The organism is Sphingobacterium griseoflavum (assembly GCF_014653155.1).
GTDB classification, from domain to species: domain Bacteria; phylum Bacteroidota; class Bacteroidia; order Sphingobacteriales; family Sphingobacteriaceae; genus Sphingobacterium; species Sphingobacterium griseoflavum.
The window spans coordinates 16,128-33,708 of the sequence record NZ_BNAF01000018.1; the positions used below are offsets into that span (position 1 = coordinate 16,128).

The 17,581-nt window shown below is 45.0% G+C and carries 14 protein-coding genes; 13 read left to right on the plus strand and 1 reads right to left on the minus strand.

The features are described from left to right. The first annotated feature begins 22 nt into the window (after positions 1 to 22). The 13 genes from nusB (at position 23) to IE165_RS17700 (ending at position 15,653) form a co-directional block, all read left to right on the plus strand. Positions 23 to 970: a transcription antitermination factor NusB gene (nusB, locus tag IE165_RS17640; RefSeq protein ID WP_189627977.1), complete on the plus strand. Its 948-nt coding sequence runs from the start codon at positions 23 to 25 to the stop codon at positions 968 to 970. 47 nt (positions 971 to 1,017) lie between these two features. Then, entirely contained in the window at positions 1,018 to 1,461 is a 444-nt protein-coding gene (locus tag IE165_RS17645; RefSeq protein WP_189627978.1) for a DUF1573 domain-containing protein, read from the plus strand. 56 nt (positions 1,462 to 1,517) lie between these two features. Continuing rightward, a complete protein-coding gene (gene yajC / locus IE165_RS17650; RefSeq protein ID WP_189627979.1) occupies positions 1,518 to 1,838 on the plus strand; it encodes a preprotein translocase subunit YajC in 321 nt (106 codons plus the stop codon). A 295-nt stretch (positions 1,839 to 2,133) separates the two neighbouring features. Then, a complete protein-coding gene (locus IE165_RS17655; protein ID WP_189627980.1) occupies positions 2,134 to 2,709 on the plus strand; it encodes an RNA polymerase sigma factor in 576 nt (191 codons plus the stop codon). Positions 2,710 to 2,821: 112 nt separating this feature from the next. Further along, positions 2,822 to 3,934: a FecR family protein gene (locus tag IE165_RS17660; RefSeq protein WP_189627981.1), complete on the plus strand. Its 1,113-nt coding sequence runs from the start codon at positions 2,822 to 2,824 to the stop codon at positions 3,932 to 3,934. A 232-nt stretch (positions 3,935 to 4,166) separates the two neighbouring features. Beyond that, entirely contained in the window at positions 4,167 to 7,550 is a 3,384-nt protein-coding gene (locus tag IE165_RS17665) for a SusC/RagA family TonB-linked outer membrane protein (protein WP_189627982.1), read from the plus strand. A 10-nt stretch (positions 7,551 to 7,560) separates the two neighbouring features. Continuing rightward, entirely contained in the window at positions 7,561 to 9,207 is a 1,647-nt protein-coding gene (locus IE165_RS17670) for a RagB/SusD family nutrient uptake outer membrane protein (protein ID WP_189627983.1), read from the plus strand. Positions 9,208 to 9,238: 31 nt separating this feature from the next. After that, positions 9,239 to 10,363 (plus strand): BT_3987 domain-containing protein, encoded by a 1,125-nt coding sequence (locus tag IE165_RS17675; RefSeq protein ID WP_189627984.1) that lies wholly within the window; start codon positions 9,239 to 9,241, stop codon positions 10,361 to 10,363. A gap of 28 nt (positions 10,364 to 10,391) precedes the next feature. Then, positions 10,392 to 11,390, plus strand: a complete 999-nt coding sequence (locus IE165_RS17680) for a glycoside hydrolase family 18 (RefSeq protein WP_189627985.1) — start codon at positions 10,392 to 10,394, stop codon at positions 11,388 to 11,390. Positions 11,391 to 11,423: 33 nt separating this feature from the next. Further along, positions 11,424 to 12,881 carry a BT_3987 domain-containing protein gene (locus IE165_RS17685; protein WP_189627986.1) on the plus strand — a complete coding sequence of 486 codons (1,458 nt, stop codon included), beginning with the start codon at positions 11,424 to 11,426 and terminating at the stop codon, positions 12,879 to 12,881. A gap of 321 nt (positions 12,882 to 13,202) precedes the next feature. Further along, on the plus strand, positions 13,203 to 14,090 hold the full coding sequence (locus IE165_RS17690; RefSeq protein ID WP_229826635.1) for a YbbR-like domain-containing protein: 888 nt from the start codon (positions 13,203 to 13,205) through the stop codon (positions 14,088 to 14,090). Positions 14,091 to 14,100: 10 nt separating this feature from the next. After that, positions 14,101 to 14,703: a dephospho-CoA kinase gene (gene coaE / locus IE165_RS17695; RefSeq protein ID WP_189627988.1), complete on the plus strand. Its 603-nt coding sequence runs from the start codon at positions 14,101 to 14,103 to the stop codon at positions 14,701 to 14,703. Further along, positions 14,700 to 15,653 (plus strand): MBL fold metallo-hydrolase, encoded by a 954-nt coding sequence (locus tag IE165_RS17700; protein WP_189627989.1) that lies wholly within the window; start codon positions 14,700 to 14,702, stop codon positions 15,651 to 15,653. The genes coaE and IE165_RS17700 overlap by 4 nt, the downstream gene beginning before the upstream one ends. A gap of 306 nt (positions 15,654 to 15,959) precedes the next feature. Here IE165_RS17700 and purH read toward each other — a convergent pair whose 3' ends face one another. Continuing rightward, positions 15,960 to 17,486: a bifunctional phosphoribosylaminoimidazolecarboxamide formyltransferase/IMP cyclohydrolase gene (purH, locus tag IE165_RS17705; RefSeq protein ID WP_189627990.1), complete on the minus strand. Its 1,527-nt coding sequence runs from the start codon at positions 17,484 to 17,486 to the stop codon at positions 15,960 to 15,962. Positions 17,487 to 17,581: the final 95 nt, after the last annotated feature.

Here is a 17,581-nt window from a genome sequence, read left to right on the forward strand (position 1 = left end):
CAATCGTTCTTTAAATTAAATTATGCTTAATAGAAGGCACCTTCGGGTGAAAGTAATGCAAACGCTATATGCGTTCAGCTTGTCAGAAGATAAACAGCTGAGAGATTTTGAAAAGGCACTTTTTACAAGTGTGGATGAAGTAAATCAAATGTACATTTGGACGCTCAATCTGCTTGATGAAATTGCGGAATACGTGCTCATCGATGCAGAGGGAAGAGCTAATAAATTTCTGCCTACCGAGAAGGATAAGGTCTACACGACCAAGCTGAACAATAACAGTTTCATCGAATCGCTGCGCCAAAACCGAGACTATTTGGCATATGTAAAAAAGTATGGAGTTTCTTGGACCTTTGACCCTGAGATCGTACGTTCCAGTTTTGCCAAGCTGAAGGAGTCCGAAGAATACTTGACTTACTTGAAGCAAGATGATCGATCAATCGCAGCAGAGAAAGACATTATCAAATTCATTTTCAAGAAAATTGTGTTGAAGTCGACAGAGGTGGAGCAAGTTTTTGATACTAAATTTATCAATTGGACCGTGGACAAAGAAGTTCTGCAGGCCATGATTGCGAAGACGTTTAAAAACTTTGCTAGCGAGAATCCAGTACATAACAAGCTTGCCGACCTGACGCCAAATTGGGATGAAGATAGTGAGTTTATAGCGGAGCTGCTACAACAGACTATTCGTTATGGAAACGAGTACCAAGAACTTATTTCGCTAAAAACCAAAAATTGGGAGTCGGATCGTATTGCTCTCGTGGATACGTTGCTGATGCGCATGGCCATTTGCGAATTGGTCAATTTTCCTACGATTCCCGTTAAAGTAACAATTAACGAATACATCGAACTATCGAAAGCATTTAGCACGAATAAAAGTAATTCCTTTATCAATGGTATTTTGGATAAAATTCTTGCAGATTTAACGCAGGAGGGCCGTATCCAAAAGCAGGGTAGAGGATTGATTGACTAATTTATTATAGAAGAAAGTGGATAATGTACTTTAAATAACAGCATGCTATGAACACATTAAAAACAGTTTTTTTTGGCTTTTTACTAGCTACATTTTCAGCCTGTGGCAATGCAGGAAACAGCGAGACAACGACTGCAGACAGTACGGCGCATGATAGCACCGGTGCTACGGTAGGGACAGGCGAAATTGCGTTTGCTGAATCCGCTTTTGATTTTGGACAAGTAAAAGAAGGGGAAGTGGTGGAACACGTATACGCATTTACCAACACCGGTACATCGCCGGTTATACTGTCACGGGTGTCAGCCTCTTGCGGTTGTACCACGCCATCCTATACGCAGACGCCAATCTTGCCCGGTAAAGCTGGCGAGATTAAGGTAAGCTTTGATAGTAATGGGCAGGTGGGAAAACAGCAAAAGATCGTAACGGTCGTCTCTAACGCCGAGAATAGTGTAACAACCATACAATTGAGGGGCGAGGTATTGGCAAAATAGTTGTCGTATCTTCTGCAAATTGTTTATTTTTAATTTTTAAATTTTTACGTTAAAATATGATGACAACTTTATTACAAGCAGCGCCGGGCGGTAGCAACTTGATGAGCTTCTTACCGATGATTTTGATCATTGTGGTGTTTTATTTCTTCATGATTAGACCGCAGATGAAAAAACAGAAAGATCACAAGAAATATATCGAAGAACTTGGTGTTAATTCCAAGGTAGTGACCACTGCCGGTATACATGGTCGTATTGTTGAAGTGAGCGAGACCACATTCTTGCTGGACGTTGGCTCGGGTGTGAAGATGCGCTTCGACAAAACAGCCATCGCATTGGATGCTTCGAAAGCGGCCAACGGCGAGACGGTAAAGAAATAAGCAAATATACGTTTGCAATGTTCTAAAAGGTGCCTTGGGCACCTTTTTCTGTTTTAAACGATTTGTGTCTCCGTACCAAGATTTTTATGTTCTACAGCTAGGCTTGCTCATGGCAACTATTCCGAGACTGGTCGTATAATCTGAATTTGTGTGTGTACAGTTAAAAAATAATTTTGGTTTTGGGCCTCCATTGGATATTCATAAATATTATTTAATTTTGAAGTAAATTATAAACGTATGAAATCTGTTGCTTGGAATATTTATAAAGTAAACAACAGCCATCTATCGGTAGTTTATGACCAAGTATAGTCACTATCGCGATGCTGAATTGGTGCAACGCATGAGCCAAGGGGATCATACGGCCTATCTCGAGATTTATGACCGATACAAAGCGCCCTTGCAACAGCACGCTTGGAAAAAACTTGGACAGGCACAGGACGTTCAGGACGTTATCCAAGAGATGTTTACCGAGTTATGGCTACGACGGAAAGATTTAGTGCTGCATACCGGATTAGCAAACTATTTATTCCGTGCCGTACGAAATCGATCCCTAAATCTAATCTATAAAAGGCGCAAAGAGAGCCATTACCTAGACTCCTTGGACGAATTTATTCGCGAAGGAAATTATCTTGTCGATCTGCAGATCCGGGAAAAGGAATTTGAGGAACGCATACGTAAAGAAATCGCTAACCTTCCGGCGCGCATGCAAGAGGTCTTCAAACTTAGCAGGGACGAGGGGCTCTCTCACAAGCAGATTGCTGAGCGTCTCGGTACCTCAGAGCATACAATTTCTAAACAGATCACGAACGCGCTGAAAACGTTACGGGAGAAACTTGGGCCTTTGTATTTTATTATCTATCTGATTTTTTGATAATTAAATCGATTTCCTATTCGATTTTTAATTTTTTTTATCATGGCGATACTTGTTCTGCTGTATTTGTTTGTCATAGGTATATAAGGCTAACTATATCTTGTATAACCGAATGAGAAAATCAGAAGAACTGTTACGAGACTATATCGAAGGAACAGCAAATGAGCAACAGCGTGCCGTTCTCGAAAAGTGGTATGCAGAGCTTGATGTTGCAGATGCCTCAAACATGACAGCCGAGCAGCGTAAGCAACAGTTAGCACACATCCGAAAACAGCTGCCCGGATATAGCGTCAGGATTTGGCCACTGTGGAAGCGTCTTGCCGTCGCGTCGTCTATAGTCCTAGCGGTAGGGATCAGTTCAATTCTTTTTTATAATAGTACCCATCGGGATCGCGTTAAGCTGTCGTCGGAATCTCATGATGTCGAACCCGGGGTTGTGGGCGCAACGCTTACGTTAGCCAATGGTACAACTATTGACTTAAATGATATCACCGATGGAGAGGTAGCTCGGCAAGCAGGCGTTTGTGTAACGAAGACTGCCGACGGCCAGCTTGTGTACGAAATGGACGGAAGCTATGGCGATGCAGATCAGATCAATATGCTAGCTACCGATAAGGGACAGACCTATGTGCTCATTTTGCCCGATAAAACTAAAGTGCGGTTAAATGCCGCATCCAGCCTGACATATAGCGCCTCGTTAAACAAGGGGATGCAACGCAAGGTCTCGCTACGTGGTGAAGCATATTTTGAGGTAGAGAAAGATGCGAAACGGCCTTTTGTCGTGCAAACGGGCAAACAGACGGTACACGTGTTGGGCACCCACTTTAATATCAATGGGTATGAAGAAGAAGATGCGATAGCGACAACGCTGGTAGAAGGATCAGTGAAGGTGCTTTCGGATGGTTCGTCTGCGATTCTTCACCCAGGAGAACAAGCCTTAAACAGTGCTGATGGATTAATCATCAAACAGGTAGATTTGGAGGCCGTGGTTGATTGGACGCAGGGAGACTTTTACTTCAATCACGTTGATTTTAAGACGGCTATGAATAAAATAGCACGTTGGTATGACGTCGATATTATCTACGATCCCAGCTTCCGGGACGATATTGAAGCCGGAGGATGGATAGCTCGAAAGAATAAGCTTTCCTCGGTGTTAGAAACCATCGAATCATCGGGGCTTGTACATTTCAAAATCCAAGGGCGAAAAGTGTATGTATATCCCTAAGGTCTGCGGCACGATAGGAAAATGAAACTAATGATAAATTAAAAACCCTAAAATGAAATAACGATGAAAGAAGAATTTGGATAGTATACGGAAATAACAGAAAACAAAGGTCAGAAGTACGCGTACACGCCTCTGACCAGAGTTTGGAACCATCTTTAAAATGAATGTTTAATCCACAGATGCCTTTGCCGTGGAAAGTTGAGGCATCGTGTGCATAAACCAAACTAAACAAATGTATAAAAAATATACAAGTAAAATTGGTATGGTAAGAGCCGTATACCATAAAATTGCGCTCATTATACGGCTCACCATTATTTTTCTTATCGCCTCCTTCTTACAAGTGAGTGCCGTAACCATGGCGCAACGAGTAACATTGCATCAACGAAACGCCCCGTTAGAATCCGTCTTGAAAGAAATCCGGAAACAAAGCGGATATGACCTGTTCTATGACGGAAAGATCTTTCCCAAAAACCACAAGGTAGACATCAGTATTAGTCATGCTACGGTGGTAGAAGCATTGGAAGTGCTGCTCCGTGGATTGCCGGTAACCTATAGTATCCATGATAACAGGGTGATTCTACATCGAAAGCAGATTAATAATTCTTCTAATATTCTGATTCATACTCCTGTAGAAGGTAAAGTACGTGATGATGCGGGGGAAACTATTGCGGGCGTTTCTGTCTTAAACCGAACTACTGGACTGAGTACCTCTACCGATGCGGAAGGCCGATTCCAATTGGATGCAAAAGTCGGAGATGTACTTGTTTTTTCTTCGGTGGGCTATGTGCGGCAAGAGCTGCGCATTGGCGTGGAGAGCAATCTGCAAATTGTGCTCCAACAGGAAGAAACAGCAATGGATGCAGTGGTCGTAACAGCACTGGGGATTCGGCAATCTGTAAAAGCGTTAACTTACAATGTGCAAGACGTAAAAGGTGAAGAGCTTACTCGCAATCGCGATCCGAATTTCGTTAATAGCTTGACAGGTAAAATTGCCGGCGTAACGATTAATGCGAGTTCATCGGGTATCGGTGGTGCCACCCGTGTCGTCATGCGAGGTACCAAATCGATTACTGGTAATAATAACGCGCTATACGTTATTGACGGTATTCCCGTACTTAATACGACAAATTTACGAACGAATATGCCGGCAGGTCAGATAAACGATATCTTTTCGGCGAATACGAGCAGTGATATCATTTCCCTAATAAATCCGGATGACATAGAAAGTATCTCTACCTTGACTGGCGCTGCTGCTGCGGCACTTTATGGAAGCCAAGGACAAAATGGTGTGATTCTCATTAATACCAAATCGGGACAAAAGGGAAGAACTAGTCTTAGCCTGATGAACAATACCAATTTTATGTCGCCGCTGGTTATGCCCAAATTCCAAAACACCTACGGCCGTAGCGATGAGGGAAGTTATTTTAGTTGGGGACCAAAATTGAGCGAACCTTCCAACTACCGCCCTGCAGATTTTTTTCAAACGGGAGCGACAGCCATGACAGGTTTTACATTTGATACGGGTAAAGAAAATAACCAGACCTTTTTCTCAGGAGGTATGACACAAGGACAAGGGATCATTCCGAATAACAATCTTAATCGCTATAACTTCTCGTTTCGCAATACCTCAAGTTTTTGGGACGATAAGTTGCAGCTGGATCTGAATGGTATGTACCTGTCGCAGCTGGAGCGGAATATGGTGGCACAGGGTCTGTATCATAATCCTCTTGTCCCCGTGTACCTCTTTCCGCCAGGTGGAAATTTTGAAGCCATCAAGGCATTTGAACGGTATAATCCGGATCGTCTGTTTGCCACGCAGTATTGGCCATTTGGTGGCGCACCTTTTCAGATGCAAAATCCCTACTGGACGGCCTACCGTGTTCCTTTGGAAAATAATACCACAAGGCTGCTACTTGGCGGATCTTTAAAGTATAAGGTCAACGAGTGGCTAAACGTTACAGGAAGAGCCAAGCTAGATCATACGAAACTGACATCTGACAGGAAGATGTATGCCAGTACGGATATGCTTTTTGCTGGTTATGGCGGCTCTTTTTTCATCAATGAGAACAATACGCAGGCTCTTTACGGTGACCTTTTAGCAAATATCAATAAAAGCTTTGGAAATTTTACGCTGACGGCCAATTTCGGTGGTTCACGGGTAGAATCTTCCTCCCGCTTATTGGCTGCCGGTGGTGGCATCGCACAAGGTTCGCCACCCAATGTCTTCACTACAGACAATATCAGTGGTTCGACCGGGACGGGAGCAGGGGCAGGGACGGCTCGTCAACCCGATAGGACAAGCTTTCAGTCGCTACTCGGAAACTTTAGTCTCGCCTATAAAAATATGTTGTTCCTCGACGGTTCTTATCGTTCCGACTGGTATTCGCAGCTTTATTTCAACAGCGATTCCCGTTTGTACCTGACTTACCCTTCGGTCGGAGTATCGGCGATATTGACAGATGCCTTCCCAAAAATCAAATCCAACGCACTGTCTTACCTGAAAGTCCGGGCAAACTTCTCGCAGGTGGGCAATCCGCCGCGTCTTTACGAAGGTGGTCCACAGGTGTACCTGCTCGCCACCGGTAGTATTAACCAGAATACCCCGCTGCGTTATCCGTTGAGGCCGGAACGTACCGATGCTTGGGAAAGTGGACTAAACATTAAATTTTTGAGAGACAAGATCAATTTAGACGTGACCCTCTACAATACCGACACCTATGACCAGATTTTTACCATCAGGCAGTCTGCTACCAGCGGCGGAAACCAATCCTTCTTGCTGAATGCAGGACGGGTAAACAATAGAGGTATAGAGGCGAATCTTGGCTACAACGGCACGCTCGGCGCTGTCAACTGGAATAGCAATGCCGCTTTTACACTGAATAGGAATACTGCCAAAGATCTCTATTCAACTATTGGACCGGATGGCACGCGCGTGGCAACGGATACGATCGACATTGCCGGAGGCGGCAGTTACCAGCAGAAAGTAGCGGTAGGAGGAAACATGAGCGCTATTTACATCACCTCACGATTGGCTCGCGATCAGAACGGGTATGTATCCATAAATCCCGGTGTTTCTGTCGATAATCGGGAATATTTCTACGCGGGCAATGCAGACCCTGATTACACTGTAGGCTTCAACAACAGCTTCCGCTATAAAAATTTCAATTTAAGCTTTTTGGTATTTGGACGTTTTGGCGGTGTCGGCGTATCGGCAACCCAAGCTATGTTAGACGCCTATGGGGTGTCACAGACTACGGCAGAAGCCCGTGATCTAGGATATGTCACTGTCAACGGTGCGCCTTATCCGAATGTTGAACAGTACTACACCCAAATGGGTAGCGGTACAAACGGTGTCCTAGCCTATTATGTCTATAGCGCTACGAATATACGCCTACGCGAACTGGCTTTTGGCTACACCATTCCGCAGGAGTTTTTGGGTAAATGGATTAAAAGTATCAATGCCTCCATCATTGGCAATAACCTATTCATGTTTTACAATAAAGCGCCATTCGACCCTGAGAGTACTCCTTCTTCGGGGACGTACTTTCAAGGATTCGATTATTTCAGGCAGCCTAGCCTACGAAGTCTAGGTTTCAGTATTCGGGCACAATTCTAATACTAATACGATGATGAAAACATATTTTAACAAAACGGAGAATCGAAGATTCTCGTGGAATATAGTCCAGCTTATATCACTCGGGATTATAAGTGTATTTCTTTGTTCCTGTACTAAAAACTTTGAAAAGTATAACACCGATCCAAATGCCTTGCCAGCAGATCGGATCAATCAAGACAATGTTTATCTGGGCGGCTTTTTTAGGCAGATGGAGGAAAGTGTCTTTCCCGTAGGTGGCACTGGCACCAACGCCGCAAATGCATATCAACTGGTTGAAAACCTCGTCGGCGATATCTTTGGAGGCTACCATGGTATGGCCAACCGTTGGAATGCTGCTGGTGATCATACCACGTATAATTTTAACGCCGTGACTTGGAATAGCGTACCATTTAATCAATATTATACCAATATTGTGCGCAACTATGATACCATCGCCCGTTACGCGGCAGCAAGTCCGGATATTCTTGCGGTAGCGAAAATTATAAAAGTACAGGCCGCGCACCGCACGGTGGATATGTTCGGGCCAATCCCTTATTTTAAAACAGGAACCGTACTAGGGCAGTTGGGTTCGCCCTACGACCCGATGGACAAAATTTACCAGTCGTTTTTTACCGATCTGGATTCAGCTGTCGTTGCCTTAAAACCTTTTGCGGAGATCGGCGCGACGCCCTTGCGATACTTTGATGCTGTTTACCGAGGAAATTATAGGCAATGGATCCGTTTTGCCAATTCGCTGAAACTTCGTTTGGCTATGCGAATGGCTTATGTGGATCCCGTCAATGCAAGGAAATATGCCGAAGAGGCCATACAGGACAGTTACGGTGTAATGATGGATAATTCCGATAATGCTACGATGCAGGGGGTCGAGGGAATCACCTACAACAATCCCTTGCAAACCCTGTCCGAAGCGTATAATGAAACAAGGCTCAGTGCCATTATGGAATCCTATCTGACTGGTTATGCGGATCCCAGATTGCCGCGGCTGTTCATGCCATCTACCCGTGCCGCGGATCCTGCAGGGCGTTACCGCGGTATCCGCTTGGGTATCAACATGCCGGACAATTCGCTTTACAGACCTTTTTCGGTACTTCGATCTGACTTTAACGTAATTTGGATGCCTGCGGCGGAAGTATATTTTTTACGTGCCGAAGGAACTTTGCGCGGTTGGAATATGGGCGGCACGGTGCAGGAGCTTTATGAAACTGGAGTCCGAATGTCTTTTGCGCAATGGGGTGTATCGGGTGCAGATTCCTACCTACAGAACAGTGATCGCCGACCTGCCCCTTATCAAGATCCTGTAGGAAGCAACAGTATCGGTGCAGGATCGCAACTTTTGCCTACCATGACCATCCGCTGGGAAGAAGGTGTGAGTGATGAGCTGAAGCTTGAGCGGATTATCACCCAAAAGTGGATTGCCATGTATCCAAATGGACAGGAGGCCTGGTCTGAGTTCCGACGTACAGGTTATCCAAAGCTATTTCCTATTGTGGTCAATCAAAGCAACGGCACGGTCAGTAGCAGCATTCAGGTAAGACGTTTACCGTATCCGGCCAGTGAATATCAGCTCAATCAGGCCAATGTAACGCGGGGGATTGTGTTGTTGGGCGGGCCTGACCACGGTGGTACAAGACTCTGGTGGGATCGTAAGCAAAACTAAACTGCGCTATTGTTGAATTAAATATGATAAAATGATGAACAGAATTTATCCATATATATGGACAACGTCCTATTGGGCGGTATTCGTTGGGACAATTATCGGCTTTGTTGCAGGTTGTAAGCAGCAGCAAGACTTTGACAACTTAGTATTTATAAGGCAAACGGCAAACAATCCAGTCGTGACCTTGGCCCTGGATGGCGGTACCGGTGCTACGGCACTGACCATCGGCTCTTCCTACACCATGGCTACAACAGAAGATGTACGAGTGGACATCCTGGGACAGGATTATCTGAATGACTTTAACCGCCGGAATGTTACGGAATATCAGTTGGTGCCACCATCTGCCGTTACGCTCTCTGACCGCGCTGTAGCCATCGCGGCCGGTACGGCATTGGGACAAGAAAATATTACGGTAACGGTGAGAGAATGGCCCGAATATGTTGAAGGTATACAGTATGTTGTCCCGGTAAAAATTGCGCCAGCTCGCAGCCCCGTGTTGTCTGGGTCTGATGTCGCGTTGGTGCTGGTCACAAAGACAACGGTAGCATTTGCCGCACAAAATGCTTCTTTTCCCATTCCCGTAACGGTATTCGGGCCGGATGCCAATGGTGAACCTTACAATAACTTCACGTTTGAAGGCCGTTTTAATATGACAAGAAGGTTTGGTGTTGCAGGAAACTGGCGTTCAGATATCTTCAACGGCTGTGGATTGCAGTTCCTGGTCAATACCGCAGGCGCGATTAACATTCGCTTCCCAAATTCGGCATTCATGGGCCCCACTGCCAATGCCTCGTTGAATACCTGGTACCATTTTGCTATCACCTACGCCAATGGTGTGGTTACACTTTATATCAATGGTGAACTGGTGGGGCAGACTCCTTATGCGGGGCTGACACTCAGTAGTTGCGGTATTACACCATATGCAACAGGAACCGGTGCGACAGTCAGCGAATTTCGGATATGGAAAAGCTTGCGGACACCACGGCAACTGCGAACTTTCGTCTGTGCCGTAAACCCGTCTGACCCTGATCTCCTAGGTTACTGGAAGCTGAATGATGGAAACGGAAATCAGGCAATGGACAGTTCGGGAAAAAACAATAATCTGACCTCGTCAACCAATGTATCATGGGTACCGGGCGTGCGTTGTCCGCAGTAGGAAATGGATAATAATTAAAAAATGTGAAATGAAAAAATGTATTAAATCGCTTGTATTGTCACTTTTGTGCTTTCTGTTTTTTCAGCAATGCAGCAAACAGAATATAGCTGAGCCCTTGGTATTTCCCGAAACACAACCAATCATTGGCAGCGATGCTTACTATGAAGCCCTACGGGCCTATAAAAAAAGCGATCATGCCATATGTTTTGGTTGGTGGGGGGCCAGTGGTGCAGCGGGCATTGGCCCTGACATGGCGCCTCGATATCTGGGGCTTCCCGATAGCATGGATATTGTTAGCCTTTGGGGCGGAATGCCTAAAGATGAGGCCAACTGGGAAGAGCTGCGTTATTGCCAGCGTGTGAAAGGTACGCGTTTTGTGTCCGTAATGTTTGGATCGGGCGTCGATAGATTGAGACAAAGGAATTTTCCCGGTATGGAGGTGTTGCAAAGCATAGACAGCGTGGCCAAATCCATTGCAGATACGGTTAGTAAATATGGTTTGGATGGTTTTGATTTGGATTACGAACCGGGAGAAGGAGGGGAACGCGCTACTATATTTGGAAATTCCCACGCTGTAGACGGCAGAAATCCAAATGTTCTCCGGCTGTTTCAGCAATTGGGGAAATATCTCGGGCCGCAGTCCGGAACAGGAAGACTACTTATTATCGATGGGTACAATGAACCCGGGGTTTCAGGATATGTTGACTATTTAGTGCAACAAGCGTATGGTACAAGAAATTTTGCAAGCCTGCAGAGCCGCTTCCTGCGATTTGGCTTGGGCGAACTGCCGCCAGAAAAGTTTGTGGTAACGGAAAATATGCAACAATTTGGCCCTAGCGGCGCCCAATTTATGTTGAATGGGGAGAATATTGGAAGTGTGTTGGGAATGGCCTATTGGAATCCCACACAGGGTAGGAAGGGCGGTTTTGGGGGGTATATTATCGAGGCTGATGCCAAATCGCGTCCACCGCAATCCTATTATTACTTGCGTCGCGGCATTCAGATTCAAAATCCGGCCGTCTATTAGTAATTAATCCATCTGTTTGTTAACAACCAAAAAATGAAAATATTTCCCGTTTTTACCAAATCCGCCTGTTTGCAAGGACTCTTTTCTTTGCTAGTGGGATTGTTGTCCCTGTTGTCATCCTGTTCCAAAGATCGCCTTGATGTGGAGAATTTAACCATCTACCTACCTGCAGGTTCATTGAACTACAACAGCGGGGAAGCTAGTTTTGTTACGGCGCGGAGTAACGTGTTTTCGGCGTCGGGCACATCAATCCCGGTATTGCTGACCCGTCCTGTTAACCGCAATGTACAAATTATGGCGACTATAGACACGACATTACTCGCCGTGTATGACAGAACGAATAACACCGTTTCTGAAAGGTTTCCACTAGCGGCTTTTTCCCTGGAAAATAATGGTCAGGTGTTCATTCCTGCAGGGGAGTTGCGTTCCGCTGATTCACTCCGCATCGGATTGGGACAGGTTTCGGAACTGGATTTCAGCAAGACCTATATTGTTCCAATACGTCTGAGCAGTACAGATTCCGATGTGCCCCTCAGCAGCAATCGATCGGTCATGTATGTGCGCGTAACCTTTAACCCGATTAACACCCAATTCAATGGAGTGCCGACCAACCGCATAATACCAATTTTGATCAACAGGACTTCTACTGGCGATGTGGTCAATGGGAATGTAAACCTGGCAGCAGCTTTAAATATTCCCTTTGCTCAAAGTCTGACGGTAGCGCTGAGAGACGCTCCCGATCTTTTGGATCGGTATAACCAAGCAAACGGGACGCGTTATGTAGCTTTCCCCGCAAACAGCTATACGTTCAATCCGGCAAGCGTTTCTATTGCCAGCGGAAGCCTTCGTGCGGCAACACCCTTTGCTTTGGCACTGCGCAATACAAGCGGTTTTTTACCTGGCAATAGTTACCTGTTGCCTGTGGAGATCGTTGACGAGGGGCCAATAGCACCACATGAACTTCGCGGCTTAGCTTATTTTTCAGTGGAGGTGCAGCTGCAGAATATCGATCCCGCCAATCCCAAACCAATGGGCAATCGCATCGATCGTACAGCTTGGACAGCAGTGGCAAGTTCTACGGATAGCGAATTTGCTCCTATGGGCAGCCCGGCCTTGATTTTCGACAATGACCCCGCAACTGGATGGCATTCGGAACTCGTCGAGGAAGCGTTGCCCACGGTTACGTTGACCATAGATATGCAGCGGCAGCACGCGGTACGTGGTTTTACATTTACGCCTAAATATTGGGATTACTATGGCGAAAGCTTTATCTCTGCCGTAACCGGCATGCGCGTAGAAAGTAGTGATGATGGTGTGAATTGGGTTTCTCAGGGATCCTATGTAGGTAGTATGCCCGGCGGTGCCGCCGCTGATCCGGATTATAAGAATATCAGTTTCTTTGCTGCGGTGCGCGCCCGCTATTTTCGCTTCATCATAACAAACTATGGAGAATATGCGGCCGGGTTTGGTGAATTGGATGCATTTGATTAGCGCGGACGAAAATAAAAAATCTTGCTTTAGGACAGTAGCACTTGTGGGTTAAGGCGTCAAACATTTGTTCCGACGCCTTCCTTTTTTTACGGGGTATATGCAACTGCAAAAGAAGTTTTTTGTCAGAAAATATTGCGCATTTCTGCATCGTTTAACATGTTGCTTTTTTTATTTGGATTAAGAAAGGTAATCGACATCAACAATAAATGCTATGGCAAAAAAGCTTGTGTATATTTATTTGAAACATTTACCTTTGTCTCTATGGCGCAACCACGGATCAGCAAAGCAAAGCGACGGAAAATAGCAATTTTTTTGCGTTGCATGGGTATATCCTTTGTCGCGTGGTTGTTGTTTGCCATATCTACGGTTCAGAATTACACCATCAATGCTGGCATTTCATATGTCAACATTCCCGAAAAGAAAGCCTTTCACCCTTTGCAATCGGATACCGTAGCCATTAAGATGAAAGTAAGTGGGTGGAAGATTTTCATGAAGCGTCTACACCCCGATACGCCGCATATCCAAGTAGATTTAAGTGGATTGAAAACCAGAAATTTTATTGTCTTTACAAATCAGCTAGGCTATATCAATAGGCAGTTTCCTGTAGATAACCAGGTGGTTGCGGTGAGCCCAGATACCTTGTTTTTTGATTTTTCCAAGCAAACGCAGCGTAAGGTTCCTGTACGTCCGCTACATAATATTCAATTTAAAAAGCAGTATGGTATTATAGGCGATACACGTTCCAATCCAGAGTATGTTACCGTAACCGGTCCTTTGGAAGACGTGGCCAACATTGACTTTTTAGAAACAGACACCATCAAGGGCATAAATGTTGGAGCAGACATCCGTACAGTGGCCTACCTCAATAAGCACCAAAAAAATAATATAGCTATATACCCAACGTTTTCGGAGATAAGTATTCCCGTAGGCGAGATTACGGAGAAAGTGGTGGAAGTTCCTTTGAAAGTGGAGAATGCGTCTCGGTATACATCCGTTAGAACATTGCCAAGTAAGGTGAAAATTGTTTTTTTAGTATCCCTGAAAGACTATAATAAATGGTCGTCACGCGACTTTGAAGCTATTGTCGATATGGAAAACTGGGAAAAGAACAAGGTGCAAAGTCTCCCTGTGATCTTGACGAAAAGTCCGGAATATAGTAAAGTGATCAGTGTTGAACCACAGAATGTAGATTTTTTTGTTAGACGATGAAGGTTATACTATGGGGATTAAAGTAGGAATTACGGGCGGTATTGGAGCAGGTAAAAGCTATGTAGCCAAGATCTTTCAAGCACTGGGTGTTCCATTCTACAACGCCGATAAGGAGGCGAAAGATTTGATGAACACGAGTACCGGTATTCGTGGAGCACTTGTGGAGGCCTTTGGGCCATCAGTATACGATGTGGATGGTGTACTTGATCGAGCTTATTTATCTGCATTGGTGTTCAAAGATAAAGAAAGGTTGGCACAGCTGAACGCTATCGTGCACCCCGTTGTTATTAAACATGCTTCCGATTGGGCAAACCAGCAAACGTCTGCCTATTCGCTCAAAGAGGCTGCTTTACTTTTCGAAAGTGGTTCGTATAAAACATTAGATTATACGCTGTTGGTGACAGCACCAATGGCGGTTCGTATAAAGCGGGTGACGGGACGCGATGGTTTGTCCGAACAGCAGGTAGTGGAAAGAATAGACAAGCAAATGTCCGATGATGAAAAGTGTCGGCTGGCAGACTTTGTGATTATCAACGACGAAAGCCAGCCGCTGTTGCCACAGATTTTACAATTACACAATTATTTTTTGAAAGCGTCCGCAGACAGCCTATGATTCTAGAAGACTTTTTGGTAAAAACCGACGAAGGCTATTACTGCAGGTATGGCAAATTTTTTATTGACGCTCGCATGCCGGTCGCATGCAATTTGATTTCACATGCTCACGGCGACCATGCAACAAGTGGACACCAGCGCATCTACGCCACAGCTGCAACGCTGGCTTTTATGCGACACAAATTTCCGAAGATGCGATCAGATAGTACGCATATCGTCGCTTTGCAAGAGGCCTTCCTGATTGGAGATGTTGAAATCACCTTCATTGCCGCTGGCCATATGCTCGGATCTGCTCAGGTACTGATGAAATATCAGGGGGTGGCATACCTATATACCGGCGATTTTAAACTGCAGTTGGATCCAACTTGTGAACCGCTTAAGATTGTGCCGGCAGATGTCTTGATTACAGAATCAACCTTTGCCAACCCCGCGATACAGCATCCGGAAGCAGAGAAAGAGATTCTGCAATTGAAAAATCGATCGAGCAACATTATGCTCGGGTGTTACATACTTGGTAAGGCCCAGCGCTTGACTGCGCTAATCAACACGTATCTGCCAGAGTGTGAGGTGTTGGTGCACCACAAGATGTATGCTGTACACCGGCTATATGAAGAGTTTGGGCCGGCTCGTCTGACATACAAGCTGTATAACCGCAAAGCCATGAAGGAAGGTCCCGCCAATAAGATTTATTTGGTTCCCCCGTTGACCTTCAACAGTTATTTCAAAGCAAAAAATGTCCTCAAGGCGTTCGCATCAGGTTGGGAACGATTGCAGCGTCAAAACGATATCGAACTTTATATATCCGATCACGTCGATTGGAAAGATCTCCTTCACTTTATCGATAAGGTGCAACCTCGGCAGGTATGGACTGTTCACGGAGACGGGCGTCTTTTGCAACGACATTTTGCTGAAAGGTTGCTGGTTCGCGATATTTTAACGGCTAACGGTTAATGCTCGGCACTGTTCTTGCAGAGCGAATGTTGGATATGCACAAGCATGTTTTTAAGGAGCATAAATAAGGGATATGAACAAGTTTTTCAAAGTTTTGATCGCTGGTTGGGGCGCGAGAAAGTTAGGTTTCGGATGCCTGGGGACAGTGATCGCATTTATTATTATCTATTGGTTGCTAGGCTTCTTTTAGAGCCGCTAACGAGTGTTAGCGATGCTGGCCGGCCAAACAAAATTTACGGCGAATAAAAAAGGAGCCGATCGTACACAATCGGCTCCTTTTCATATTTAAGCGGCAAGCACTTACAATTAATGCTTGAAATGTCTTACGCCGGTGACGACCATAGCTATGCCTTTTTCGTTGGCCATATCGGTCGATAATTGATCTTTGATTGATCCGCCGGGCTGCAGAACAGCCGCAACGCCTGCGTCTCCCGCAATTTCCACGCAGTCCGGAAACGGAAAAAATGCATCTGAAGCCATCACGCTGCCTTTTACGTCAAAACCAAACGACTGCGCTTTTTCAATCGCCTGTCTCAACGCATCCACGCGAGATGTTTGGCCCACACCCGATGCTATTAACGTATTGTTTTTTGCAAACACAATGGTGTTCGATTTGGTATGTTTAACGATCTTATTTGCGAAACATAGATCATTTAGCTGCTCAGCAGTTGGTTTAACGGCAGTTACTGTTGTCATTGCTTCGGGCCCCTCAACCGTATTATCCTTGTCCTGCATAATGACACCGTTTAATAAGGTTTTGAACTGCGTGCCTGGAAGTTGGACGGGATTACGCTTTAATATAATGCGGTTTTTCTTCGCAGTAAGTACCGTTAGGGCATCTTCTGTATAAGAAGGAGCGATAAGCACTTCAAAAAATAAGCTGTTGATCTCCTCAGCAGTTTCGCTATCCACTTCGCCATTGGTGATTAAGACACCTCCAAATGCCGAAACAGGGTCACAAGCCAATGCATCGATCCAAGCCTGCTTTACTGTTGGTCTTGAGGCAACGCCACAGGCATTGGTATGTTTCAGGATCGCAAACGTTGGATCAGAAAACTCGTCAATAATGGCTACCGCCGCATCGACATCAACTAAATTATTGTAAGATAGTTCTTTGCCGTTTAGCTTGTCAAACATGACTTCCAAATCGCCAAAGAACGTGCCTTTCTGATGCGGGTTTTCACCATAACGTAGGGGTTGAGATTGTTGGACAGACTGCTTAAATACCGGTACTTCAGCGTCTTGATTGAAGTAATGAAAGATAGCTGTATCGTAATGTGAAGATGTATTGAATGCACGTCTTGCAAATTCCTTCCGCTGTTCGAGTGTTGTTTGTCCTTCCTGTTCTATTAGTAACGTTTCAAGCTCCTTGTAGTCATTCTTTGAAGAAATAATGACGACATCATTGAAGTTTTTCGCAGCTGCACGGATCAATGAGATACCGCCAATATCGATTTTTTCGATGATATCTTGCGATGCCGCTCCAGATGCTACTGTTTCTTCAAAAGGATATAAATCCACAATAACTAAATCGATTTCTGGAATTTCATATTGGTTCAGTTGCTGTTGATCATCTTCTAGCGGACGGCGTGCCAATATACCGCCGAAAACCTTTGGATGCAGGGTTTTTACTCGCCCTCCCAGTATAGAAGGATAACTTGTCAGGTCTTCTACAGGTACGACGTCAACGCCTTGTTCACGGATGAACGCTTCCGTACCGCCTGTAGAGTAGAAAGTAACTCCGTATTTGTTTAACAATTGAATGAGTGGCGCTAGGTTGTCTTTGTAATATACTGACACCAAAGCATTTTTAATCTTAACAGGATGATTCATTGTATGATGTTTGGAGCGGCAAAGATACAAATATTGGGCGAAATAAAATTCACTTTTTCGTTTTTTAATAGGGGTAGTTGCACACGATATTTGCG

Coding starts and splice junctions, on each gene's coding strand:
- nusB (WP_189627977.1), top strand. CDS start 23: ATGCTTAATAGAAGGCACCTTCGGGTGAAAGTAATGCAAACGCTATAT.
- IE165_RS17645 (WP_189627978.1), top strand. CDS start 1,018: ATGAACACATTAAAAACAGTTTTTTTTGGCTTTTTACTAGCTACATTT.
- yajC (WP_189627979.1), top strand. CDS start 1,518: ATGATGACAACTTTATTACAAGCAGCGCCGGGCGGTAGCAACTTGATG.
- IE165_RS17655 (WP_189627980.1), top strand. CDS start 2,134: ATGACCAAGTATAGTCACTATCGCGATGCTGAATTGGTGCAACGCATG.
- IE165_RS17660 (WP_189627981.1), top strand. CDS start 2,822: ATGAGAAAATCAGAAGAACTGTTACGAGACTATATCGAAGGAACAGCA.
- IE165_RS17665 (WP_189627982.1), top strand. CDS start 4,167: ATGTATAAAAAATATACAAGTAAAATTGGTATGGTAAGAGCCGTATAC.
- IE165_RS17670 (WP_189627983.1), top strand. CDS start 7,561: ATGATGAAAACATATTTTAACAAAACGGAGAATCGAAGATTCTCGTGG.
- IE165_RS17675 (WP_189627984.1), top strand. CDS start 9,239: ATGATGAACAGAATTTATCCATATATATGGACAACGTCCTATTGGGCG.
- IE165_RS17680 (WP_189627985.1), top strand. CDS start 10,392: ATGAAAAAATGTATTAAATCGCTTGTATTGTCACTTTTGTGCTTTCTG.
- IE165_RS17685 (WP_189627986.1), top strand. CDS start 11,424: ATGAAAATATTTCCCGTTTTTACCAAATCCGCCTGTTTGCAAGGACTC.
- IE165_RS17690 (WP_229826635.1), top strand. CDS start 13,203: ATGGGTATATCCTTTGTCGCGTGGTTGTTGTTTGCCATATCTACGGTT.
- coaE (WP_189627988.1), top strand. CDS start 14,101: ATGGGGATTAAAGTAGGAATTACGGGCGGTATTGGAGCAGGTAAAAGC.
- IE165_RS17700 (WP_189627989.1), top strand. CDS start 14,700: ATGATTCTAGAAGACTTTTTGGTAAAAACCGACGAAGGCTATTACTGC.
- purH (WP_189627990.1), bottom strand. CDS start 17,486: ATGAATCATCCTGTTAAGATTAAAAATGCTTTGGTGTCAGTATATTAC.